Raw genomic sequence first — 21,862 nt, 5'->3', positions numbered from 1 at the left:
CATGGACATGTTCGTCTCCGATCCGGAAACCGCGGCGCGCCGGGATGCCGCGCAGGGCAACACCGCCCAGGCGAAAGCCTGGGCGGTGGCCGCCACCGTCTGCGACCCCGAAATCCCTGTGCTGACCATTGCGGACCTCGGCATCCTGCGCGACGTCCAGGTGAGCACAGAACCGGGCGCAGACGACGCCGGCATGGTGCCGGCGGTCCGGGTCACCATCACCCCGACCTACTCCGGCTGCCCCGCCATGGACGCCATCCGCGATGACCTCACCGCGGCGTTCCACCGCGCCGGGTACCCCGAGGTCCGGGTCGACCTCGTCCTGAGCCCGGCGTGGACCACCGACTGGATGAGCGAGGCCGGCAAAGCCAAGCTGGAGCAGTACGGCATCGCCCCGCCGTCGGGCCACTCCGCGGCAGCCCGGCACGCCGGCCCGGTCCGGCTGTCCCTCGCCGTCAAATGCCCCCAGTGCTCATCGTTGAACACCAAAGAACTCACCCGCTTCGGTTCCACTTCCTGCAAGGCCCTCTACGTGTGCCAGGACTGCAAGGAACCGTTCGACTACTTCAAAGTTTTGTAAGGAACAGGTGTCTTTCATGACTGTTGTCCGCCAGACTGCCGCGGAATCGGCCGCCGCCACCGGCCGCCGTCGTGCGTCCTTCCACACCCTGACGGTGGACGAAGTCCGCCGGCTCACCGACGACGCCATCGAGGTCACGTTCGGCGTCCCGGCTGAACTCGCCGGACAGTTCGACTACCTGCCGGGCCAGTACGTCGCCTTGCGCACCACCCTGCCCGACGCCGACGGCCAGCCGCACGAGGTCCGCCGCAGCTACTCCATCTGCGCCGAACCCCGCAGCTTCGAGGACGGCAGCAGCGAAATCCGGGTGGCCATCAAGAAGGATCTGGGCGGGCTGTTCTCCACCTGGGCCAACGCCGAACTCAAGGCCGGTGACGCCCTGGACGTCATGAGCCCCATGGGCGCCTTTGTGTCGAAGCACGGACGCGACGGCAAGCCGGTGGAGCAGAACGTCATGAACTCGATGAACCATCCGGAAGAGCTGGCTGGCGAGCCGGGCTCGTTCGTGGCGATCGCCGCCGGGTCCGGTATCACCCCCGTGATCGCGATCGCCCGCACCCTGCTCGCGGCCCACCCGGAGACCCGGTTCGACCTCATCTACGCGAACAAGGCCGCCATGGACGTGATGTTCCTTGAGGAACTCGCGGACCTGAAGGACAAGTACCCGTCCCGGCTGGCGCTGCACCACGTGCTGTCCCGGGAGCAGCGGATTGCGCCGCTGCTCAGCGGCCGGATCGACGCCGAAAAGCTCCAGTCGCTGCTCGGCACCGCCATCCACGCGGACGACGTCGACGAATGGTTCCTCTGCGGCCCGTTCGAGCTCGTCCAGCTGTGCCGGGACACGCTCGCCTCTCGGGGCGTCGCCCCCGAACACATCCGATTCGAACTGTTCACCTCCGGCAAACCGGACCGCCCCGAGGGCAACATCGGCCGGCCGGTCATCGCCGACGAATCGCAGGCCACCTACAAGATCACCTTCAAGCTGGACGGCCTGCAGGGCGAGGTCTCCAGCCCCACCCATGCCCGGGAATCCATCCTCAACGCCGCCCTCAGGGTCCGTCCCGACGTGCCGTTCGCCTGCGCCGGCGGCGTCTGCGGCACCTGCCGCGCCAAAGTGGTCACCGGCAAGGTCACGATGGACGAGAACTACGCCCTGGAACAGGACGAACTCGACAAGGGCTACGTCCTGACATGCCAGTCCCACCCCACCACCGAAGAAGTCACGGTCGACTTCGACGTCTAGGTCCTTTCGAATCCAAGGAGCCCCATGATTTCCCTGTCCATCGCCGGCGGTGTCGCCGAAGTCGTCCTCGACGCCCCGCACAAGCTGAACTCCCTTGACGAGCAGGCCCTGGCGGAGTTGTCCGAGGCGTACGACCGCGCCGCTGACGCCGCCGCCCGCGGTGAGGTCCGCGCCCTGCTGCTCCGCGGTGAGGGCCGGGCGTTCTGCGCGGGCCGGGACATCGCCGGCGTGACGCCGGAGAGCGACGACGCGCAGGCATACCTGGGCGGCCTCGTCCAGCCGCTGCTGAAGAAGATGAGCGCCTTCCCGGCGCCGACCTTCGCCGCGGCCCAGGGCGCCTGCCTCGGCGTGGGGCTCGGCCTGCTGCTGGCCACGGATGTGGTGTACGTGGCCGAGAACGCCAAGTTCGGCTCACCGTTCGCCAAACTCGGCGCCACCCTGGACTCGGGCGGGCACTGGCTGTTCACCGAGCGCCTCGGCGTGCACCGGACCCTTGACCTGATCTACACTGCCGAACTCATGAGCGGTGCCGACGCCGTGGCGCAGGGACTGTTCAGCCGGGCCATGCCGGCGGCGGATTTGCTGGAGAACACCCGGGCTATCGTGGCGACCGTGGCTGCCGGCGCGACCGGAGCGTTCAACGCCAGCAAGGAGCTTGTGGCGCACATCCGGGACCAGCGTCTGGGGCTGTGGGAGTCCATGGAAGAGGAGAACGCCGAGCAAGCCCGGCTGTGCAAGAGCGAGGACTACGCCGAGGGATTCCGTGCCTTCCAGGAGAAGCGCAGCCCCGTTTTCAAGGGCTGACGGGCCGCCCGAAGGTGCCCTACTGGCCCGTGACCTGCCGGTACTTGTCTTTGCTTCGAAGCATTCTCATTTGCGGAACCCGCTTGTAAAGTGCGGTTATGACTCTGGGGAACTCTGTAACTAAGGCTGTCATACCTGCTGCCGGGCTGGGGACGCGCTTCCTGCCGGCCACGAAGGCAATGCCCAAGGAAATGCTGCCGGTGGTCGACCAGCCGGCCATCCAGTACGTGGTGGAGGAAGCGGTCAGGGCCGGCCTGACCGACCTGCTGATGGTGACCGGACGGCAGAAGCGCGCGCTGGAGGACCACTTCGATCGTGAGCCGTCGCTGGAAAACACCCTTGAACTCAAGGGCGACCTTGACCGGCTGGAGGCGGTCCGCCATGCCTCCCGGCTCGGGCCGCTGCACTACGTGCGCCAGGGCGACCCCAAAGGCCTCGGGCACGCGGTCCTGTGCGCCCGCCAGCACGTGGGCGAGGAACCGTTCGCCGTCCTGCTCGGCGACGACCTGATCGACGAGCGCGACGAACTGCTGGCCGCCATGATCGATGTCCAGGCCAGGACCGGAGGCTCGGTGGTCGCCCTGATCGAGGTGGATCCGGCGGAGATCAGCGCCTACGGCTGCGCCGACATCTCGGTGCTGCCGGGTGAAGACCACGTCCGGGTCAACCGGCTCGTGGAGAAACCGGGTGTGGCCGAGGCGCCGTCCAACCTGGCCGTGATCGGCCGGTACGTCCTGCACCCGGAAATCTTCGACGTCCTGGAGGAAACCCCGCCCGGCCGGGGCGGGGAAGTCCAGCTCACCGATGCGCTCCAGACCCTCGCCGTGTCCGACTGTGAGGGCGGCGGGGTCTACGGCGTGGTCTTCAAGGGCCGCCGCTACGACACCGGAGACAAGCTGAGCTACCTCAAAGCGGTCATTTCCATCGCCGCGGACCGGGTGGAGTTCGGCGAGGAGCTCCGGGCCTGGATGAAGGAGTTCGTCAGCTAGCGCGTGTCCAGGTCTTCAAACACCAGGAACGTCTGCGTGTCCAGGACCCCGGGCATGGACTGCAGCTGGTCGAAGATCACCCGGCGCAGATCGATGTTGTCCACCGCGCGCACCAGCAGGATCACGTCGAAGTCACCGCCCACCAGCGCAATGTGGTGGACCTCGGGGATGGCGCGCAGGAGTTCGCGCAGCTCGCGCCAGGAATGCTGGCGCACCTTCAGCGTGACGTAGGCGGACGATTTCAGCCCGGCCTTGATCGGATCCACCAGGGCCGTGAACTTGGTCAGGACGCCTTCGCTGGTGAGCCGGGCAATCCGGGTATAGGCGTGGGCGCGCGAGATATGGACATTTTCCGCCACCTGCGTCACGGACATCCGGCCGTCCCGGGTCAGCTCCGCGATGATGTTCCGGTCCACATCGTCCAGCGGCACCGCCGCGTCCGGTTCGAGCTCTGCCATTTGTCCACAACCCCCGCCGGTTATCCAGCTCACACTTACGATTTGTCTTCCAGATTAGGGCAGATTTATAAACTTCTCCACGATTTTCGCCGGAGGTGGATACGAAACATGGCCCGGCGGCATACTGGGAAAGATTAGTGGCTACAGAAGGACGGACCAATGACGATCTCCGCAGACCACACTGCGCAACCCGCCGGCACAGCGGAAGATGCAGCCAGCGAGGCCGTGCGCAAGTTCGGCATCACCGTTGAGGACTACATGCTGCCCGCCCGCCACCAGATCGAGATGGTCGGCCCGGACGGAACCCTGAACCCGCACACTGAACAGGGCACCCAGCCCGGGCACGAATACTCCCTCCCCGGCGAGGCCGAACTGCTGGCCGCCTACGAGCAGCTCGTCGTCGGCCGCCGCGTCAACGACCAGAACTCCGCGCTTGTCCGGCAGGGCCGGATGGCCGTCTATCCCTCAAGCCACGGCCAGGAGGCCTGCCAGGTTGCCGCGGCGCTGTGCCTCGCCGACGGCGACTGGCTCTTCCCCACCTACCGCGATTCCGTGGCCGTGATGGCCCGCGGCGTGGACCCGGTCCAGACCATGACACTGTTCCGCGGCGACTGGCACGGCGGCTACGACCCCGCCCGGCACAAGGTCGGCATCCAGTGCACCCCGCTGACCACCCAGCTGCTCCACGCCGTCGGCGTCGCCCACGCCGCCAAACTCCGCGGCGAGGACACCGTGGTCCTGGCCATGTGCGGCGACGGCGCCACGAGCGAAGGCGACTTCCACGAGGCCCTGAACTTCGCCGCCGTCTTCCACCTTCCGGTGGTGTTTTTCGTCCAGAACAACCAGTACGCCATCTCCGTGCCGCTGGCGCACCAGTCCGTCGCGCCGTCGCTCGCGCACAAGGCGGTGGGCTACGGCATGGCCGGCGAACGCGTGGACGGCAACGACGTCGTGGCCCTCCTCGCCGTCCTGGGCCGCGCCGTCAAGCTCGCCCGCGAAGGTTCCGGCCCGCTGCTGGTGGAGGCCCACACGTACCGCATGCAGGCGCACACCAACGCCGACGACGCCACGCGCTACCGGCAGGACAGCGAAGTTGCCGAATGGGTGGCCAAGGATCCGCTGAGCCGGATGAAGACCTACCTGACGGACAGCGGGCTGCTCGACGACGCCCGGGCCGCCGGGATCGCCGACAAGGCCGAAGCCGTTGCCAGCCAGCTGCGCGAGGGCCTGGGCGAGGACGTCCCGGTGGATCCACAGGACCTCTTCAAGTACGTCTTCTCCACCCCCACCCCGCAGCTGCGGGAACAGTCCGCCATGCTCGCCGACGAACTCGCCCGCGACGCCGCATCAACCGCCACGGAGGCCGGGAAATGAGCCCCACCGTCACCACGTCCTCCGAGGCGAACGGCAACGTCAGCGCCGCCACGGCCCGCGCTGCCGCCAAGGCCGCTGTAGAAGCCGAAAAGATCGGCCCGCAGACCATCACCCTGGCCAAGGCCCTGAACACCGCCATGGCCGACGCCATGCACGCCGACGAGTCGGTCCTGGTCTTCGGCGAGGACGTCGGCATGCTCGGCGGCGTCTTCCGCATCACCGACGGCCTGACCAAGACCTTCGGCCAGAACCGCTGCTTCGACACCCCGCTGGCGGAATCCGGGATCGTCGGCATGGCCGTCGGCATGGCGATGAACGGCATGCGCCCCGTCATTGAAATGCAGTTCGACGCCTTCGCCTACCCGGCTTTCGAACAGATCGTCAGCCACGTCGCCAAGATGCACAACCGCACCAAGGGCACCGTGAAGCTGCCCATCGTCATCCGGGTCCCCTACGCGGGCGGCATCGGGGGAGTGGAGCACCACTGCGACTCCTCCGAGGCGTACTACGCGCACACGGCCGGCCTGAAGGTGTTCACCCCGGCCACCGTGGCCGACGGCTACCGGATGCTCCGCGAAGCCATCGACTCCGATGACCCGGTCATGTTCATGGAGCCCAAGAAGCTCTACTGGTCCAAGGACCAGGTGGACCTCGGCGCCCTGCGCGCCGAGCACACCGCCAACACCCGGCGCGGGACATCCTCCGAGGGCCGCGCCGCAGTCGCCCGTTCCGGCACCGACGCCACCCTGATCGCCTACGGACCCTCCGTCCCGACGGCGCTCGCCGCCGCGGCCGCCGCCGCCGAGGAGGGCCGGTCCCTCGAGGTGATCGACGTCCGCTCGATCGTGCCCTTCGACGACGACACCGTCTGCGCCTCCGTCCGCAAGACCGGCCGCGCCGTGGTGATCGCCGAGGCCCACGGCTTCGCGTCCGTGGCCTCGGAAATCGTCGCCCGGGTCCAGGAACGCTGCTTCCACCACCTCGCCGCGCCGATCCGCCGGGTCACCGGCTTCGACGTCCCCTACCCGGCGCCGAAGCTCGAGCACTACTACCTGCCCGGCGTCGACCGCATCCTCGACGCCGTTGACGACCTCCAGTGGGAAGACTGACCATGAGCGAACCGAAAGTATTCCTCCTGCCGGACCTCGGCGAGGGCCTGACCGAAGCCGAACTGATCAACTGGCTCGTGGCCGTGGGCGACGAAATCCGCGTCGACCAGCCGATCGCCGAGGTGGAGACGGCGAAGTCCATGGTGGAGGTGCCCTCCCCGTACGCCGGCACCGTCGCCGTGCTGCACGGCGAGCCCGGGCAGACGCTCGACGTCGGGAAGCCGCTGATCTCGGTGATGCCGGTTGGTGCGTCCGTTCCCGCCGCGGGTGGCGCCGCCGCAGTTCCCGCTGATGGCGCCGCCACAGGCAATGCCGCCCCCGCCCCTTCGCCGGACGGCATTGCTGCAAGCAGCATGCCGTCCGGCTCCGGAAGCGGCCCCGGACTTCCCAATGCTCGCAAGCTCGCATCGGGGCCCTCGTCCGGGTCCTTAGATGCCACTCCCGGGGCGGCATTGCCTGCGTCGGCTGGGTCTGCCGGTACGTCGCCGGCCGCTGTTGCCGACTCACCTGACTCCGTTGCCTCCTCGCCTGCTGCCGCTGCTGCTGAGGCGTACCGCGAGGAGGAGAAGGCCGGGTCCGGCAATGTCCTGATCGGGTATGGGACTCCTGGCGGGCATGGGGTGGCCCGGCGGACCCGGGCTCCCAAGCGGGCTGCGGGGGTTGCTCCGGTGGCCGTCGTCTCGGAAGCCGAGCAGGCCGCCGATGACCTTTTGCTCCTGCGGACCCGGGTTCCCGGGAAGCTGGGGGCCGTTATTTCTCCGCTGGTCCGCCGGATGGCGCGCGATCATGGGGTTGATTTGGGGGGACTCCAGGGGTCGGGGGCCAGCGGGCTCATCATGCGCCGCGACGTCGAGGCGGCCATCAAGCCCGCCCCGGCGCCGGAGCAACCCGTAACCGGGCAGCCGGTAATGCAGCAGCCGGTGGCGGGGCGTGACGGGGACGCCGGGACCGATGCCCGCACCGGGCTGGGCATCGCCGGGCGCACCCCCGTCCGGGGCGTGAGGAAGGCCGTCGCCGCCAACATGACCCGCAGCCGCTCCGAGATCCCGGAAGCCACGGTGTGGGTGGACGTGGACGCGACAGCGCTCGTGGACATGCGGGCCGCCCTGAAGCGGCAGGACCCGCAGAACACGCCCGGCCTGCTGGCGTTCATCGCCCGGTTCGTCACCGCGGGGCTGAAGAAGTACCCGGCGCTGAACACCAGGATCGTCACCACCGAGGACACCACCGGCGGCGCCAGCCAGGAGATCGTGGCGTTCGACGGCGTCAACCTCGGCTTCGCCGCGCAGACGGACCGGGGACTGATGGTGCCCTCGGTGCGCAACGCGGACAAACTCAGCGCCCGCGAACTCGACGCCGAGATCCGCCGCCTCACCGCCATCGTCCGCGACGGCAAGGCGACCCCGGCGGAACTGGGCAGCGGCACGTTCACGCTGAACAACTACGGCGTGTTCGGTGTGGACGGCTCCGCCGCGATCATCAACCACCCGGAGGTGGGGATCCTCGGCGTCGGGCGGATCATCGACAAGCCGTGGGTGGTTAATGGCGAACTGGCCGTCCGCAAGGTCACCGAGCTGACGCTCACCTTCGACCACCGCGTGTGCGACGGCGGCACGGCCGGCGGCTTCCTGCGCTACGTCGCGGACGCGATCGAGAACCCGGGGACAGCGCTCGCGGACATGTGAGTCCGGGGGACGGGGCCAGGCCGTCAGGCCTGCGCGGTCCCCTCCCGCGCCTGCCGGTACACCGACACCCGGTGCGTCACCCACGGCGCCGGCAGGAGCAGCAGCCACAACAGGGGTGTATAGGAGTTCAGCGCAAACGCCGCGGGAATCGAGACCAGGAAGATGGCGGCCCCGACGAGCCGGGCGTTGAAGACCGGCCGGTGGACGTGTGCGGCCACTTCACGCTCCAACAGGCCGGCCCGCCTGGCGTAGCCCCAGATAGCCGCCATCGTCAGGTAGACCGCGGCAATATTGGTGGCGTAGAGCACGCTGGGCCAGGGCGTGGGGTCGTCCCCGTAGTCGCTGAGGATCGACGTGGGCGCAGGCAGCATGGCGATGAAGAACAGCAGGGCCAGGTTCAGCCTGGCCAGGGGCACGTTGAAGTGCCGGATCCGTGCGAAGTCTGACCTGTGTGACATCCACGTCCGGGAGATGATGAGGAACGAGAGCGCATAGGCAAACAGTTGCGGCCAGGCCTGGACCAGGGCATCGTCCAGGTCCGCCGCGGGGATGCCCTCGGGCAGCTTCAAGTCCAGCGCCAGGAGGGTCAGGGCGATGGCAAAGACCGCATCGCTGAAGAACACCAGCCGCTCCAGTGATGAACCGGAATTCAACGGGAGCCACCTTTCGATCGTTCGGTGGAGCACATGGCGGATCAAGTAAGGTAGCCCACACGCTACACCGTCTTTACGTCCGCGGCGATGGCTTCCCGGCATCGGCGCACGTCATCGCGGACCGGGCATGCCCTCCGGAAAATTGCCAGCCGGCGCGGGTAGAATCGAGGCCTGCACAGCGCACCAACAACGCCGGAATAGCGTCTGAATTACGGAGATTTAATGTCACGATGGCTCGAAGTCGGTCCGGACAACTACGTACTGACAACTGAAGGTTCTTGGCTCAACACAGGGCTGGTGGTCGGCACGGAGCGCGCCATGGTGATCGACACCGGCGGCGGCCCGCGGCAGGGCCGCGAGATCCTGGCCGCGGTGCGGGAAAAGACCGCGCTGCCGCTCGTCGTGGTCAACACCCACGCCCACTATGACCACTTCTTCGGCAACGCCGTCTTCGCCGCCGACGGCGTGACGGAGTTTTGGGCGCACGAGAACTGCGCCGAGGAAATCGAGGAGAACGGCGACGAGCAGCGCCGCTTCGTGGCCGCGGCGGAGCCGGAGATGGCAGCCGGGGAGGGCGCCGACGTCGAACTGGTGGTGCCGAACGCGATCGTCAAGGACCAGCCGGTGCTCGTGGACCTCGGCGGCCAGAGCGTTACCCTGTTCTACCTGGGCCGTGGCCACACCGACGGCGACCTGCTGGTCGGCACGGCGAGCACGCTTTTCGTGGGGGACCTCGTGGAGCAGGGATCGCACCCGTCCTTCGAGGATTCGTACCCCGAGGAATGGGCTGATGCCCTCCGGCACCTGTCTGCGCTGCGGCACCGCTACGAGTTCCTGATCCCCGGCCACGGCGAGCCGTGCAGCGACCAGTTCGTGAAAACCATGGCCAACACCATGACCACCGCGGTCCGGCAGGCAACCCAAGCCACCCGGGAAACCCCGGAAGATGCCACCAAGGCGATCCCGATTCTGCCGTACGGGCCGGAGCAATCCCGCTGGTTCATCAAGAGGCTGCAGGACACGCGCGCCAATCATTAGGGCCGGTTTTGGCGTCCGATGGTAAGGGTGCGCATCACTGCCCCTAGACTTGTCCTTTGAACGATGACAATCGAGCACCGCAGCGGCCCGCGCTGTGATCCCTGGGGGGAACCAACATGCCCGAACCGGTCGACAACAAGACCGCCAACACCGCTGCCGACGCTGACGCAGCTGCAGAGCAGCCCGAGCTCACGCGGCGGCGCGCCCGCCGCCGCGACGGCACCGACGCCTGGACAGGAACCATGCCCATCATCTCCAGCAACCAGGCCGACCAGCGCCCGACAGCCCCCAGCAATTCCTGGGCGGAGGCTGCCGCCGCCGCGGACGCCGCCGACGCGCCGGCGCGTCCGGCGATGCCGGCCAAGGACCCCGTCCGGACACCGCCGGCCCCCGAGACCGCTCCCGCCGTGCCGGCCCAGCCGGCCCGCGCCACCCGCTCGGCCAGCCGCGCGGCGGCCCTGGCCGAAGCCCCGGTGCCGGACTTCATCAGTTCCCCCGGACTCTTTGTCCGCGAGCAGAAGCCCCGGCCTGTCGGCGGTTTTCGCGGCGCCCTCTATAAGCTGACCGGCGGCGGCCTGAACCTTGGCCCCAGCGCCCGCCAGCGTGAAGAGGACGAACTCGCCCGGCGCATCTCCCGCCAGCTTCAGGGCAGCTACAACACGGCCGTCCTGAGCCTCAAGGGCGGGATCGGCAAGACTTCCACCACCGTGGGCGTCGGACTGACCCTCGCGGAGTTCCGCGGCGACCCGCCGTGCGCCATCGACGCCAACCCGGACTCCGGCGACCTCGTCGAACGCGCCCTCGGCGAAGGGATCTACCAGCAGCAGAGCCCGCGCACCATCACGGACCTGCTCAAGAACATCGAGTCGGTCGATTCGCTCACCGCACTGGCACGCTACATGCATCATGCCGGCAGGCTCCACCTCATCGCCGGTGAACAGGACCCCGAGGTCTCGGATTCCCTGACGGCCGAGGAGTACCTGCGGATCCGCAAGCTCATCGCCGCCTATTACTCGGTGGCGCTGATCGACTGCGGCACGGGTGTCACGCACAATGCGATGAGCGGCATCCTGCAGTCTGCGGACAACCTGATCATTGCGGCCGGCTACGCCGTGAGCGGCGCCAAACGGGCCCGCAGCACCCTCCACTGGCTGGCCAGCCACGGCTACGAGGACCTGGCGCGCAACGCCGTCGTCGTCATCACGGACAAGGACGAGGTCTCCACCCGGGTGGACAAGGACGCCATCGAAGAGCACCTGTCCGGCATCTGCCGCCAGCTGATCGCCGTCCCGCACGACCGCGGCGTGGCCGACGGCGACCTCGTGACCCTGGACGTGCTCCGGCCCGAAACCCGGCGTGCCTACCGCGAGATTGCCGCCGCGATCGTGGACGGGTACGTCTAAGCCCGCCTGCCGGGCGCGCCGCGGTAAATTAAGGCATGGCCAATAACGCAATCGGGGATGACGCCGCCCTGCACCTACAGGACCTGCTCCTGGGCACCGAAAACGTCGAGGACTTCCTGGGCCGCCTGGCCGAATTCTCGGCCGCTGCGTTGAGCCGCACCACCGGCACCGAGATCGACTGCGGCGTCACGCTGCAACGCCGGAAGCGGACCATGACGGTCGCGGGCAGCAGCCCCCGGGCGGTCACCCTGGACCGGATTGAACAAAGCCTGGGCGACGGCCCCTGCATTGAGGCACTGCGGACCAAGGGCGTGGTTCTCCTGGCGGACGTCGATACCGATCCCCGCTGGCCGGAATACCAGCGCCAGCTCGCTGCACACGGCTGCCGCAGCACCCTGGGCGTCCCGCTGGAAATCGGTGACGACGCCGCGGCCGCCCTGAACTTCTTTGGCGGGGACACCGGGATCTTCACCGAGGACATCATCGCCGAAGCCGCCGGGTTCGCCGACCTCGCAGGACGGGCCCTCCGCCTCGCCGTCCGGCTCGGAACTTTCCAGTCCCGGGCCGAGGACCTGCAGGCCGCCATGGAACACCGGACGTCCATCAACCTCGCGTGCGGCGTGATCATGGCCCAGAACCGCTGCTCCCAGGACGAGGCCATGGCCATCCTGACCCGGGTCTCCAGCAACCGGAACCAGAAGCTCCGGGACGTCGCCGCGGATGTGCTCCGGAACCTCACCACCGAGGAAGTCCGTACGCACTTCGACGCGTAGCTGTTGTGTCCGGGAACGTCGCGGCGCGTGCCTAGGATGAAGGGGATGACCACCACACGACTGGCCCCCTTCAGCCTCCGCAGCATCGCCGTTCCCGCGTTCGGTCCGGCGCTCATGTTCAGCCTTGGCGAAGGCGCGATCCTCCCGGTCGTCGCCCTGTCCGCCCGCGACCTCGGAGCCTCGGTGGCCGGTGCCGCCCTGATCGTCACGCTGATCGGACTCGGCTCCTGGTTCTTCAACCTGCCGGCGTCGCTGATCACCCTGAAATTCGGGGAGCGCTGGGCGATCGTCGGGGCCGCGGCCGCCAGCGCCGCCGCCCTCGCCGCCGCGGCCGTCGCACCGCTGGTCCCGGAAGGGCTCTGGCTGCTGGCGGCGGCGATGCTGGTGGTCGGCATGGCCGCCAGCGTCTTCAGCCTGGCCCGGCAGAAGTACCTGACCGAGGCCGTCCCGGTCCAGCTCCGGGCCCGGGCCCTGTCCACCCTCGGCGGCGTCAACAGGATCGGCATCTTCATCGGTCCGTTCATCGGCGCCGCGGTGATGCACTTCGCCGGCATCACGGGGGCCTATTGGGCCGGGGTCGTCGCGATGGCCGCCGCGGCGGCCGTCTCCGTCACCATTCCCGACCTCGAGGCCGCGCCCGTCCCGGCTGACGGCGTTCCGCCGCACCAGCCCACCCTGCGCAGCATCGCGACCTCTCACGCCGGCGTCTTCCTGACCGTCGGGGCCGGGGTCCTGCTCCTAAGCGCGCTCCGGGCCTCGCGCCAGGCCGTCATCCCGCTGTGGGCCGACCACCTGGGCATGGAACCCACCCAGGCCTCCCTCATCTACGGGATCTCGGGGGCCATTGACATGCTGGTGTTCTACCCGGCGGGCCGGCTGATGGACCGCAAAGGCCGGCAATGGGTGGCGGTGCCGTCCACACTCATCATGGGGACGGCCATGCTGCTGATCCCGCTCACCACCGGCTTTTCCTCGCTCATGCTGGCGGCGCTCCTGGTCGGGTTCGGCAACGGCATCAGCTCCGGCCTGAACATGACCCTCGGCGCGGACTTCTCACCGGACAACGGCCGCGGCCAGTTCCTGGGCATTTGGCGCTTCATGGCCGACGCCGGGGCCACCGGCGGACCGGTCCTGCTCTCCGCTGTCACCGCCTCCGTGGCACTGGGCGCCGGCGTGGCAGCCACCGGGGTGCTCGGCTTCGCCGCCGCCGCGGTCTTCGCCGTCACCATCCCCCGGCTCAAGCACCGCCGGAACTACTGACCGTGCCCGGCGGCACCCGCTGCTACACGTCCCGGCGCCGTGCGGCCAGTCCGAACAACCACACGCCCGCCACGGTGGCGAGGTAGCCGGTGATGACGATCAGCGACGTTCCGGCCCAGAAGTAGCTGACAGTGCTGATCTCCTGCCCGCCCGGGCCGATGCTCAGCAAGGCGTAAGCTGCCACGCCGGCCGCAACGAGGCCCGTGAGGACGGGGAGCGCCACCCAGACCCGCGCCGAGGCCCAATGCCGGTTGTATCCGTCCCAGACGTTCCACCGCGCGCCGCTGCGGATGACCAGCCAGCCGGCCGGGATCATGAACGCGCCGACCACCAGGAAGGCAGCCACCACATCGGCGGGCCGGTGCCACTGATTGATCAGGGTGGACACCCCGGTGGCGACGGCGAAGCTGCCGCCCAGGTAGCCGGCCAGCGGCCGCCAGCGCGGCGAGACCATCAGGAACACGGCGGCGGCGGCCGAGGCCGCCATGGTGGTGTGGCCCGAGGGCAGTGAATTCAGTTCCAGCGTTTCCACGCCGCGGTACGGCCGGACGGGGAGCATGTCCTTCAGGAGCTGCGTGGCCAGGTTCGCGCCCACACAGGCCGCAATCGCGATTCCGGCCGCAGCCCAGCGGCGGCGCAGGACGGTGACGAAAACCACCACGACCGAAGCGATCACCACGGAGAGCGCCGGCAGCCAGTCCAGCAGCTTGGTGGCGGCCTTGCCCGCGGTACCGCTGAGCTCCACCGCCTCCACGAGCGCTGATTCGTCAATGAACTGGCCCGTGGTGGTGCGGACAAAGAACAGGTATGTGACGGCCAACGCGGCGACGCAAGCCACGGCGGCGAGCACGAACAACGCGGCCGTGCCTTTGCCGGGGGACCACCGCGCAGGCGGGAGCGGTGTTTCGCGGACTCGGGCAGACGGGTCCACGGGGATGTGTTCCTGCCGAAAAGTCATGCCATTAAGGGTCCCATGGAACCCTGCACGCCAGCTGATGGCCAGGGCGCGCGGCGCGGGAAACGGGCGGGGAAGTGGTGGCCGCACGGGAAATCGAGTACACGCTACCCGGGCTGATCGCGGACAGTGGCCGTAGGGTCGGTCATGCCTGCTGCCGGCGTGGTTTGTCGCCGGCAGCACGCTCCCTGAGGGGCCGGCGGAGACGAGTTTCCTGGTCCAGGAACTCACCCCCAGTCGATGCCAGCCCAATCAGGGTTCCTCCCGGCAGGGCCGGAGCACTGCGGGCTTCCCGGTACAGTGGCATCATGCCCGCCCTGCCCCCGGATTCCCAGGCACCTCCTGCCGCCTTCCTCCCGGGCCTCGATGAACTCCTCGCCGGCGCCCACGTGGTGAGCCTGCCGATGCGGGTGAAGTTCCGGGGCATCCTTCAGCGCGAGGCCCTGCTTTTGCGCGGGCCGCTGGGCTGGGGCGAATTCTGTCCCTTCCCCGAGTACGGGGACGCCGAAGCGTCCCGCTGGCTCGCCGCCGCCGTCGAGGCCGGCTGGTCCGGGTTCCCGGCGCCGCTGCGGCAAAGCATCCCGGTCAACGCCACCGTGCCGGCCGTGCCGGCGGGCCGGGTGCCCGAGGTCCTGGCCCGCTTCGGCCGGGTGGACGCGGTCAAAGTCAAGGTTGCCGAACCCGGCCAGGACCTCGCGGACGACACCGCCCGGGTGGCGGCCGTCCGGGAGGCGCTGCCGGGCGCCGCGATCCGGGTCGACGCGAACGGCGGCTGGGACGTGCCCGGGGCCGTCACGGCACTGACCCGGCTCGCCGCCGTCGGACTTGAATACGCCGAACAGCCCGTGCCGGACATTGCGGGCCTGGCCGAGGTCCGGCACCGGCTCCGCGCCGCCGGCGTCCCCGTACTGGTCGCCGCGGATGAGAGCGTCCGCAAGGAGGACGACCCCCTCAAGGTGGCGCGCGCCGGCGCGGCAGACCTGATCGTGGTGAAGGTAGCCCCGCTCGGCGGAGTGCGCCGGGCCCTGGACATTGTGGCGCAGGCGGGGCTGCCGGCAGTGGTGAGTTCGGCGCTGGACACCTCAGTGGGGATCCGGGCCGGGCTGGCCCTGGCCGCCGCGCTGCCTGAACTGCCCTACGCCTGCGGCCTGGGAACGGTGTCCCTGCTCGCGGCCGACGTCACCCCCGATTCCCTGGTGCCCGACGACGGCGCCATCCGCCTCCGCGACGTGAACCCGGCGCCGGAACTCCTGGCCGAGTACGCCGCACCCCCGGAGCGCCGGGACTGGTGGCTGGACCGGTTGCGGCGGGTGCACGCGGCGCTGGCCGCAGCAGCTGCTCCGTAACGGTCCTTTACGGCCCTGAAAAGGGCGTTTACGGAGCAACCGGCGGGTTGGGCGGGCAAGGTGAGCGTTCACCGGCTCTTCACCCGGGAGACGTCTCTCGGTAGATAACGGCTGGAAGGGTGGGCGCTACCGCATCCCGCTCCTTGGAAGGTCTCTGAATGCCTGTATCGTCCGGACGCACGTTCTCCCTGCTGCCCATGCTGGGCCACACGAAGGGCAAGCGCAGCCCCGTTACGTGCGCACTGAAATGCGACAACGCCTGCTCGGGCGAGGTCTGCAACACCAGCACCAACAGCTACTTCCGCGACATCGCCTCCGCCACGATGTCCCGCCGCGCCGCCCTGGGCTTCGGCGCCGCCGGCGCGCTCGCCGTCGTCCTCGGCAACGCGGTGACCTCCGCGGGTCCGGCCGCGGCCGACGGCGGTCCGGGCCTTGCCGCCGCCGCGAAGGACGGCTTCGGCGCCTCGAAGCTGAAGTTCAGCGCAATCGCCCCCGTCGATGCCGCCGTCGACGCCTTCACCGTCCCGGCCGGCTTCACCTGGCAGCCGGTCATCCGCTGGGGTGACCCGCTCTTCAACGACTCGCCGGCGTTCGACCTTGACCGCCAGAGCGCGGCCGCCCAGGCCCGCCAGTTCGGCTACAACAACGACTACACGGACATCCTGCCGATCGAGGGCTCCAAGGACCGCCGGGCGGTGCTGTTCACCAACCACGAATACACCAACGAAAACATCATGGTGCCGGCCGGATTCGACGCCGCCGAGACCCGCGCGATCGGCCGCGCCGCCCACGGCCTGACCGTCGTGGAGCTGGAACGGAAGAACAAGAACAAGCCGTGGAACTACGTCCGGGGCGCCGGCCTGAACCGCCGCTTCCTGACCGACACCACCTACGAACTCGACGGCCCGGCCGCCGGCTCCGCCATGGTCAGGACCACCGCCGATCCCACCGGACGGGCCATCAAGGGGACCCTGGGGAACTGCTCCGGCGGCACCACCCCGTGGGGCACCATCCTCTCCGGCGAGGAAAACTTCAACGGCTACTTTGCCGCGCCCGGAACGTCCGACGCCGACAAACGGTACGGCCTGACCAGCAAGCCCACCGCGCGGCAGTGGGAACTCGACGACCCCCGGTTCGACACCCGCAACGCCGGGTACGGGAACGAGGCAAACCGCTTCGGCTGGATCGTGGAAGTGGACCCGTTCGACCCCTCCTCGACGCCGCGCAAGCACTCCGCGATGGGCCGCTTCAAGCACGAGGGCGCCAACGTGATCGTCGCCAAGTCCGGCCACGTGGTCGCGTACATGGGTGACGACGAGCGCTTCGACTACCTGTACAAGTTCGTCTCGGCCGGCGTCTACATCGAAGGCGACCGCAAGAACAATCTGACGCTGCTCTCCGAAGGGGACCTGTACGTCGCCAAGTTCAACGGCAACTCCGCCCCGGCCGAGATCGACGGCTCCGGCAAACTCCCCGCGGACGGCGCCTTCGACGGTTCCGGCGTTTGGCTGCCGCTCGTGGTGGGCGGAAAGTCTGCCGTTGCGGGTATGTCCGTGGAAGAGGTGCTGGTCTACACCCGCCTGGCCGCGGACAAGGTGGGCCCCACCAAGATGGACCGCTGCGAGGACGTCCAGCCCAGCCTGCACACCGGCAAGGTCTACGTGGTCTGCACCAACAATGCGGACCGCGGCAAGGCCGGCAAGGAAGGCGCCACGGAGGTCAACCCCCGCACCCTCAACCGCGATGGCCACATTGTGGAAATCACCGAAACCGGGGACCAGACCTCCACCACGTTCGGCTGGAACCTGCTCATGGTCTGCGGCGATCCGGCCAAGAACTCCGCCGCCTACTTCGCCGGTTTCCCGGCCAGCCAGGTCTCGCCGATCTCCTGCCCGGACAACGTCGCCTTCGACTCCGTCGGCAACCTGTGGATCTCCACCGACGGCGCCCCATCCAGCATCGGCTACGCCGACGGGCTCTTCAAGGTGACCCTGGACGGTGCCGAACGCGGCAAGGTGGAGCAGTTTCTCGCCGTCCCGCGCGACGCCGAGACGTGCGGGCCGGTGATCCACGACGACGAGCGGACCGTGTTCGTAGCCGTGCAGCACCCGGGGGAGGAGGGCACGTTCGCCGCCCAGCACTCCTACTTCCCGGACTACGTCGCCGCCGGGGCCACGCCCAAGCCCGGCCAGGTGCGCGCCCCGCGCCCGTCCGTGGTCCAGGTGTTCCGCACCGACGCCTGACCCGCCCTCCCGATCCTCCCTCACCCTTTCGCAGGTTCCGGGTCGACGCTCCCTCACGTTTGGCCCGCCGGCGGCGATACGTGAGGGAGCGTCGGGTGTTTGGGGGCGGGACGTGAGGGAGCGTCCGTTGTTTGGGGCCGGGACGTGAGGGAGCGTCGGGGGTGGGGGTGAACTGATAATTTGGGACTGTGAATAATCCGGCCGAATTGGTTGTCCCCAGAGTCCAGGCTGCAATTGCCACCGCGTTCGGCGAAGAGTTCCGGCAGGCGGACCCGGTGGTCAGGCCCTCCCAGTTCGCCGACATCCAGATCAACGCCGCCATGGCCCTGGCCAAGAAGGCCGGCCTGCCGCCGCGCGAGGCCGCCGCCAAGATCGTGGACGCCCTGGACCTGGACGGCATCTGCACCCGCGTGGAAATCTCCGGCCCCGGCTTCATCAACCTCAGCTACGACGGCGCCTGGATCGAGGAACTGCTCAACGCCGAGGCGGCCCAGGCCGCGTCCCCGGCCACCGCGGTCACGCCCGCCGCGACACCGCAGCGCGTCGTCGTCGACTATTCCTCCCCGAACGTCGCCAAGGAAATGCACGTCGGCCACCTGCGCACCACGGTGGTGGGGGACAGCCTCGTCAAGGTGCTCGAAGCCCTGGGCGACACCGTGATCCGGCAGAACCACATCGGCGACTGGGGCACCCCCTTCGGGATGCTGATCGAGCACTGGCTCGAAATCGGCGAGGACTCCCCGGAGGCGGCGCTGCTGGTGGACGATCCCAGCGCGTTCTACCAGGCGGCCCGGGCCAAGTTCGACGCCTCCGCCAACGACGAGAACGGGTTCGCGACCCGCGCCCGGCTCCGCGTCGTGGCCCTGCAGGGCGGAGACCCGGAGACTTTCGCCGTCTGGCAGCGGCTCGTCGCCCAGTCCCGGCGCTACTTCAACGCCATCTACGACATGCTGGGCATCAGCCTCACCGACGACCACATCGCCGGTGAAAGTTCCTACGACGCGCATCTGGCACAGCTGTGCCAGGAACTCGAGGAGCGCGGCCTCGCCCGGATCAGCGACGGCGCCCTGTGCACCTTCCCCGAGGGTTTCACCGGCCGGGACGGGCAGCCGCTGCCGCTGATCATCCGCAAGTCCGACGGCGGCTACGGCTACGGCACCACCGACCTCGCAACCATCCGCTACCGTGTCCGCGAACTGGGGGCCGACCGGGTCCTCTATGTCGTCGGCGCCCCGCAGAACGTCCACCTGCGCATGGTCATGGCCTCCGCCCGGGACGCCGGCTGGCTGCCGGACACAGTCGAGGCCGTGCACGTCCAGATCGGCAACGTGCTCGGCGCGGACGGCAAGATCCTCAAATCGCGCTCCGGTGCCCCGGTCAAGCTCATGGCCCTGCTCGAAGAAGCCGTTGACCGCGCCCGCGCCGTCATCGACGCGAGCCGACCCGAACTCAGCGACGCCGAACGCGCCGTGACCGCCCGCCAGGTGGGCATCGGCGCCGTCAAGTACGCAGACCTCTCCACCGGCCACGACACCGAGTACGTCTTCGACTTCGACCGCATGCTCGCCCTCAGCGGCAACACGGGGCCGTACGTCCAGTACGCTGCGGCACGGATCCGCTCCATCCTGCGCAAGGCGGGCGCTCTGGAACAGGACGCCGACGGCGGCACCCCCGCTAACGGCGGGGGGACCGCCCGGGCGATCGCCGTCGTCGAACCGGCAGAACGCGCGCTGGCCCTGCACTTGCTCGAGTTCGACACGACTCTGAGCAAGGTCCGGGACGCCCTGGAGCCGCACCGGCTCTGCGGCTACCTGTTCGAGCTCGCCCAGCTGTTCACGTCCTTCTACGACCAGTGCCCGGTGCTCAAGGCTGAGGAGCCGGTCCGCGAATCACGGCTGGCCCTGTGCGCGCTCGTGCTGCGCCGCCTGTCCGGCGGGCTGGAGCTGCTGGGCATCGAGACGCCGGAGAACATGTGAGCCCGTCCGGTCCCGACACGCAGTCCGGCCCGGGCGGCCCGTCCGGCTCCGGGCAGCTGTCCGCCGTGGAGGCGGCGCGGATCGCCGTCGCCACCCTGCTCGCTGCCGGAGTGCGCCACGTGGTGGTGTCCCCGGGGTCCCGCTCGGCGCCCATGGCCTACGCCCTGGCCGAGGCCGACGCCGCCGGGCAGGTTGAACTGCTGGTCCGGATCGACGAGCGCTCGGCCGGGTTCACGGCCCTGGGTCTGGCCCTGGCCACGGGCGCCCCGGCCGCCGTCCTCACCACGTCCGGGACCGCCGTCGGCAACCTCCTGCCGGCCGTCATGGAGGCGAACCACGCCGCGGTCCCGCTCGTCGTCCTGTCGGCGGACCGGCCCGAGGAACTGCGCGGAACCGGGGCCAACCAGACCACCGTGCAGCTGGACCTGTTCGGCGAGCACGTCCGGTTCGCCGTCGACGTCCCCGCGGGCAGCGACCCGCAGCGCGCCGTGGAAACGGCCCTGAGCGCCGCCACCGGGGCCTTCGAGGACACGCCGCCCGGGCCGGTCCAGCTCAACCTGGCCTTCCGCGACCCGCTGGTCCCGGCGGCCGGCGACGGGCTGCCCGCGGCGGCCGGGCGCGGCGTGTACCGGGCCGCGCGGAATCCCCTGGCGCTGGACTTCCCGGCGGCGCCGCCCGCCCTGCCGGAGCGCCGCACCGTGGTGCTGGCCGGGCACGACGCCGGTCCGGTCGCCGAGGCTTTTGCCCGCGCGCACGGCCTGCCGCTGCTGGCCGAACCGTCCTCCAACGCGCGGTTCGGCCCCAACGCGGTGGGGCCCTACCGGCTGCTGATTGACCACTTCGGCGCGGACGCGGCCCAGCCGATCGAGCGCGTGGTCCTGTTCGGCCGGCCCACCCTGTCCCGGCCGGTCAGCGCGCTGCTGGCCAGGGCCGACGTGCCGTCGGCCCTGTACCAGCCCGTTCCGGTGGCCTGGTACGAACCCGGCCGCCGGACCGAACTGCCGCTGCAGACACTCGCGGACCTGGCCGAGTTCGCCGGCCGCGGACCGGCCGCGTGGCTCGATGCGTGGTTGCTGGCCGGGGCCGCGGCGCAGCACGCCGTGGACCTGGTGCTGGCCGCGTCCCCCGCCGCGACCGGGCCCTCCGTCGGCGCCGCGGTCTGGAACCACAGCCGCGGCCAGCTGGTACTGGGTTCCTCGAACGGGATCCGCGACGTCGACCTCGCCGGGGCGCCGCCGGCCGAGCCGCAGGCCACCATGTTCGCCAACCGGGGCCTCGCCGGAATTGACGGCACCACCTCCACCGCCACGGGCATCGCGCTCGGCGGCCGGCAGGAAACCACGGTGCTCCTGGGAGACGTGACCTTCCTGCACGACGCCGGTGGCCTCCTGCTCGGCGCCGGGGAAGCCGAACCACCGCTGCGGATCGTGGTCCACAACGACGCCGGCGGCGCCATCTTCGGCCTCCTCGAGCACGGCGCGGTCGCCGCGGCGGGACGCTACGGCAACGCCGTCGAACGCCTCTTCGCCACCCCCCAGCAGGTGGACCTCGCCGCGCTCGCCGCCGCCTACGGCGTCGCGCACCGCCGGGTGGGCACGACGGCGGAGCTCGCCGACGCGCTGACCTCGCCGGTGGAGGGCCGCAGCATCATCGAAGTGCGCACGGACCGGCACAGCCTCGGGAAACTGCACCGCGCCATCCGCGCCGCGGTGGACGCCGCCGTCGAGGGCGTCCCGCAGCCGTAACCCGCCGGACCGCGGACGCGCTTGTTGTCCGGCGACGCGCTAAATACCCGCCGAGGCCCGAATATGGGCGCGTCAGGTGATTTGCGCGTCGCCGGGCGGAAACCGCGTCGGGTTGTCCGCATCCGGGAGGACGGTCATGGCGCCGGTGCTCCCAACGCCCAGACTGGTCCTGGCCCGTGAGCATGTCCAGCAGGGGCTCACTCCGAATGAGCTCGCGAAAAGCTGCCG

18 protein-coding genes are annotated in these 21,862 nt (G+C 69.6%); 15 read left to right on the top strand and 3 right to left on the bottom strand.

What is annotated here, in order from left to right; all coding sequences use genetic code 11:
- The first annotated feature begins 7 nt into the window (after positions 1-7).
- The 4 genes from paaD (at position 8) to galU (ending at position 3,616) form a co-directional block, all read left to right on the top strand.
- Positions 8-580 (top strand): 1,2-phenylacetyl-CoA epoxidase subunit PaaD, encoded by a 573-nt coding sequence (paaD, locus tag CFN17_RS01390; RefSeq protein ID WP_261792502.1) that lies wholly within the window; start codon positions 8-10, stop codon positions 578-580.
- 16 nt (positions 581-596) lie between these two features.
- Entirely contained in the window at positions 597-1,823 is a 1,227-nt protein-coding gene (gene paaE, locus CFN17_RS01385; protein WP_208749633.1) for a 1,2-phenylacetyl-CoA epoxidase subunit PaaE, read from the top strand.
- A gap of 24 nt (positions 1,824-1,847) precedes the next feature.
- Positions 1,848-2,627, top strand: a complete 780-nt coding sequence (locus CFN17_RS01380) for an enoyl-CoA hydratase/isomerase family protein (RefSeq protein ID WP_208749632.1) — start codon at positions 1,848-1,850, stop codon at positions 2,625-2,627.
- A gap of 98 nt (positions 2,628-2,725) precedes the next feature.
- Positions 2,726-3,616, top strand: a complete 891-nt coding sequence (gene galU / locus CFN17_RS01375; protein WP_208749631.1) for a UTP--glucose-1-phosphate uridylyltransferase GalU — start codon at positions 2,726-2,728, stop codon at positions 3,614-3,616.
- On the opposite strand, the gene CFN17_RS01370 is transcribed toward galU, so the two are convergent.
- Positions 3,613-4,074 (bottom strand): Lrp/AsnC family transcriptional regulator, encoded by a 462-nt coding sequence (locus tag CFN17_RS01370; protein ID WP_208749630.1) that lies wholly within the window; start codon positions 4,072-4,074, stop codon positions 3,613-3,615. The genes galU and CFN17_RS01370 overlap by 4 nt on opposite strands.
- 159 nt (positions 4,075-4,233) lie before the next feature.
- On the opposite strand from CFN17_RS01370, the gene pdhA reads away from it, so the two are divergent.
- The 3 genes from pdhA to CFN17_RS01355 are packed head-to-tail and all read left to right on the top strand — an operon-like array spanning position 4,234 to position 8,242.
- Positions 4,234-5,448, top strand: a complete 1,215-nt coding sequence (gene pdhA, locus CFN17_RS01365; protein WP_208749629.1) for a pyruvate dehydrogenase (acetyl-transferring) E1 component subunit alpha — start codon at positions 4,234-4,236, stop codon at positions 5,446-5,448.
- Positions 5,445-6,557: an alpha-ketoacid dehydrogenase subunit beta gene (locus CFN17_RS01360; RefSeq protein WP_208749628.1), complete on the top strand. Its 1,113-nt coding sequence runs from the start codon at positions 5,445-5,447 to the stop codon at positions 6,555-6,557. The genes pdhA and CFN17_RS01360 overlap by 4 nt, the downstream gene beginning before the upstream one ends.
- Before the next feature lie 2 nt (positions 6,558-6,559).
- The gene (locus tag CFN17_RS01355) at positions 6,560-8,242 is read left to right on the top strand and encodes a dihydrolipoamide acetyltransferase family protein (protein WP_208749627.1); all 1,683 of its coding nucleotides are present in this window, start codon (positions 6,560-6,562) and stop codon (positions 8,240-8,242) included.
- Positions 8,243-8,265: 23 nt separating this feature from the next.
- On the opposite strand, the gene CFN17_RS01350 is transcribed toward CFN17_RS01355, so the two are convergent.
- The gene (locus CFN17_RS01350) at positions 8,266-8,895 is read right to left on the bottom strand and encodes a TMEM175 family protein (protein WP_208749626.1); all 630 of its coding nucleotides are present in this window, start codon (positions 8,893-8,895) and stop codon (positions 8,266-8,268) included.
- A 222-nt stretch (positions 8,896-9,117) separates the two neighbouring features.
- Between CFN17_RS01350 and CFN17_RS01345 the strand changes: the two genes are divergently transcribed.
- The 4 genes from CFN17_RS01345 to CFN17_RS01330 all read left to right on the top strand — a co-directional run bounded on the left by CFN17_RS01345 (position 9,118) and on the right by CFN17_RS01330 (position 13,369).
- The gene (locus CFN17_RS01345; protein WP_208749625.1) at positions 9,118-9,933 is read left to right on the top strand and encodes an MBL fold metallo-hydrolase; all 816 of its coding nucleotides are present in this window, start codon (positions 9,118-9,120) and stop codon (positions 9,931-9,933) included.
- 116 nt (positions 9,934-10,049) lie between these two features.
- A complete protein-coding gene (locus tag CFN17_RS01340) occupies positions 10,050-11,336 on the top strand; it encodes a MinD/ParA family protein (protein WP_208749624.1) in 1,287 nt (428 codons plus the stop codon).
- A gap of 35 nt (positions 11,337-11,371) precedes the next feature.
- Positions 11,372-12,109 (top strand): GAF and ANTAR domain-containing protein, encoded by a 738-nt coding sequence (locus tag CFN17_RS01335; protein WP_208749623.1) that lies wholly within the window; start codon positions 11,372-11,374, stop codon positions 12,107-12,109.
- A 45-nt stretch (positions 12,110-12,154) separates the two neighbouring features.
- On the top strand, positions 12,155-13,369 hold the full coding sequence (locus CFN17_RS01330) for an MFS transporter (protein WP_208749622.1): 1,215 nt from the start codon (positions 12,155-12,157) through the stop codon (positions 13,367-13,369).
- A gap of 22 nt (positions 13,370-13,391) precedes the next feature.
- Here CFN17_RS01330 and CFN17_RS01325 read toward each other — a convergent pair whose 3' ends face one another.
- Positions 13,392-14,327, bottom strand: a complete 936-nt coding sequence (locus CFN17_RS01325) for a phosphatase PAP2 family protein (protein WP_208749621.1) — start codon at positions 14,325-14,327, stop codon at positions 13,392-13,394.
- Between the two features lie 305 nt (positions 14,328-14,632).
- Between CFN17_RS01325 and CFN17_RS01320 the strand changes: the two genes are divergently transcribed.
- The 4 genes from CFN17_RS01320 to menD all read left to right on the top strand — a co-directional run bounded on the left by CFN17_RS01320 (position 14,633) and on the right by menD (position 21,634).
- The gene (locus CFN17_RS01320; RefSeq protein WP_208749620.1) at positions 14,633-15,670 is read left to right on the top strand and encodes an o-succinylbenzoate synthase; all 1,038 of its coding nucleotides are present in this window, start codon (positions 14,633-14,635) and stop codon (positions 15,668-15,670) included.
- 158 nt (positions 15,671-15,828) lie between these two features.
- Positions 15,829-17,913, top strand: coding sequence for a PhoX family phosphatase (locus CFN17_RS01315; protein WP_208749619.1), 2,085 nt, complete (start codon positions 15,829-15,831; stop codon positions 17,911-17,913).
- A 188-nt stretch (positions 17,914-18,101) separates the two neighbouring features.
- Positions 18,102-19,889, top strand: coding sequence for an arginine--tRNA ligase (argS, locus tag CFN17_RS01310; protein WP_208749618.1), 1,788 nt, complete (start codon positions 18,102-18,104; stop codon positions 19,887-19,889).
- On the top strand, positions 19,886-21,634 hold the full coding sequence (gene menD, locus CFN17_RS01305) for a 2-succinyl-5-enolpyruvyl-6-hydroxy-3-cyclohexene-1-carboxylic-acid synthase (RefSeq protein WP_208749617.1): 1,749 nt from the start codon (positions 19,886-19,888) through the stop codon (positions 21,632-21,634). The genes argS and menD overlap by 4 nt, the downstream gene beginning before the upstream one ends.
- The last annotated feature ends 228 nt before the right edge of the window (positions 21,635-21,862 follow it).

Origin of the sequence: Arthrobacter sp. PM3, assembly GCF_003352915.1 — a bacterium.
Classification (GTDB): domain Bacteria; phylum Actinomycetota; class Actinomycetes; order Actinomycetales; family Micrococcaceae; genus Arthrobacter.
Note: the sequence above shows the minus strand (reverse complement) of the source record. Positions and strands in the feature narration are given on the sequence as shown.

What these genes read in the sequence shown, in the direction of transcription:
- CFN17_RS01355 (WP_208749627.1), top strand. Translation starts at nt 6,560, where the DNA reads ATGAGCGAACCGAAAGTATTCCTCCTGCCGGACCTCGGCGAGGGCCTG.
- CFN17_RS01315 (WP_208749619.1), top strand. Translation starts at nt 15,829, where the DNA reads ATGCCTGTATCGTCCGGACGCACGTTCTCCCTGCTGCCCATGCTGGGC.
- CFN17_RS01380 (WP_208749632.1), top strand. Translation starts at nt 1,848, where the DNA reads ATGATTTCCCTGTCCATCGCCGGCGGTGTCGCCGAAGTCGTCCTCGAC.
- paaE (WP_208749633.1), top strand. Translation starts at nt 597, where the DNA reads ATGACTGTTGTCCGCCAGACTGCCGCGGAATCGGCCGCCGCCACCGGC.
- CFN17_RS01320 (WP_208749620.1), top strand. Translation starts at nt 14,633, where the DNA reads ATGCCCGCCCTGCCCCCGGATTCCCAGGCACCTCCTGCCGCCTTCCTC.
- CFN17_RS01345 (WP_208749625.1), top strand. Translation starts at nt 9,118, where the DNA reads ATGTCACGATGGCTCGAAGTCGGTCCGGACAACTACGTACTGACAACT.
- CFN17_RS01340 (WP_208749624.1), top strand. Translation starts at nt 10,050, where the DNA reads ATGCCCGAACCGGTCGACAACAAGACCGCCAACACCGCTGCCGACGCT.
- pdhA (WP_208749629.1), top strand. Translation starts at nt 4,234, where the DNA reads ATGACGATCTCCGCAGACCACACTGCGCAACCCGCCGGCACAGCGGAA.
- CFN17_RS01360 (WP_208749628.1), top strand. Translation starts at nt 5,445, where the DNA reads ATGAGCCCCACCGTCACCACGTCCTCCGAGGCGAACGGCAACGTCAGC.
- paaD (WP_261792502.1), top strand. Translation starts at nt 8, where the DNA reads ATGTTCGTCTCCGATCCGGAAACCGCGGCGCGCCGGGATGCCGCGCAG.
- galU (WP_208749631.1), top strand. Translation starts at nt 2,726, where the DNA reads ATGACTCTGGGGAACTCTGTAACTAAGGCTGTCATACCTGCTGCCGGG.
- CFN17_RS01370 (WP_208749630.1), bottom strand. Translation starts at nt 4,074, where the DNA reads ATGGCAGAGCTCGAACCGGACGCGGCGGTGCCGCTGGACGATGTGGAC.
- CFN17_RS01330 (WP_208749622.1), top strand. Translation starts at nt 12,155, where the DNA reads ATGACCACCACACGACTGGCCCCCTTCAGCCTCCGCAGCATCGCCGTT.
- CFN17_RS01325 (WP_208749621.1), bottom strand. Translation starts at nt 14,327, where the DNA reads ATGACTTTTCGGCAGGAACACATCCCCGTGGACCCGTCTGCCCGAGTC.
- CFN17_RS01335 (WP_208749623.1), top strand. Translation starts at nt 11,372, where the DNA reads ATGGCCAATAACGCAATCGGGGATGACGCCGCCCTGCACCTACAGGAC.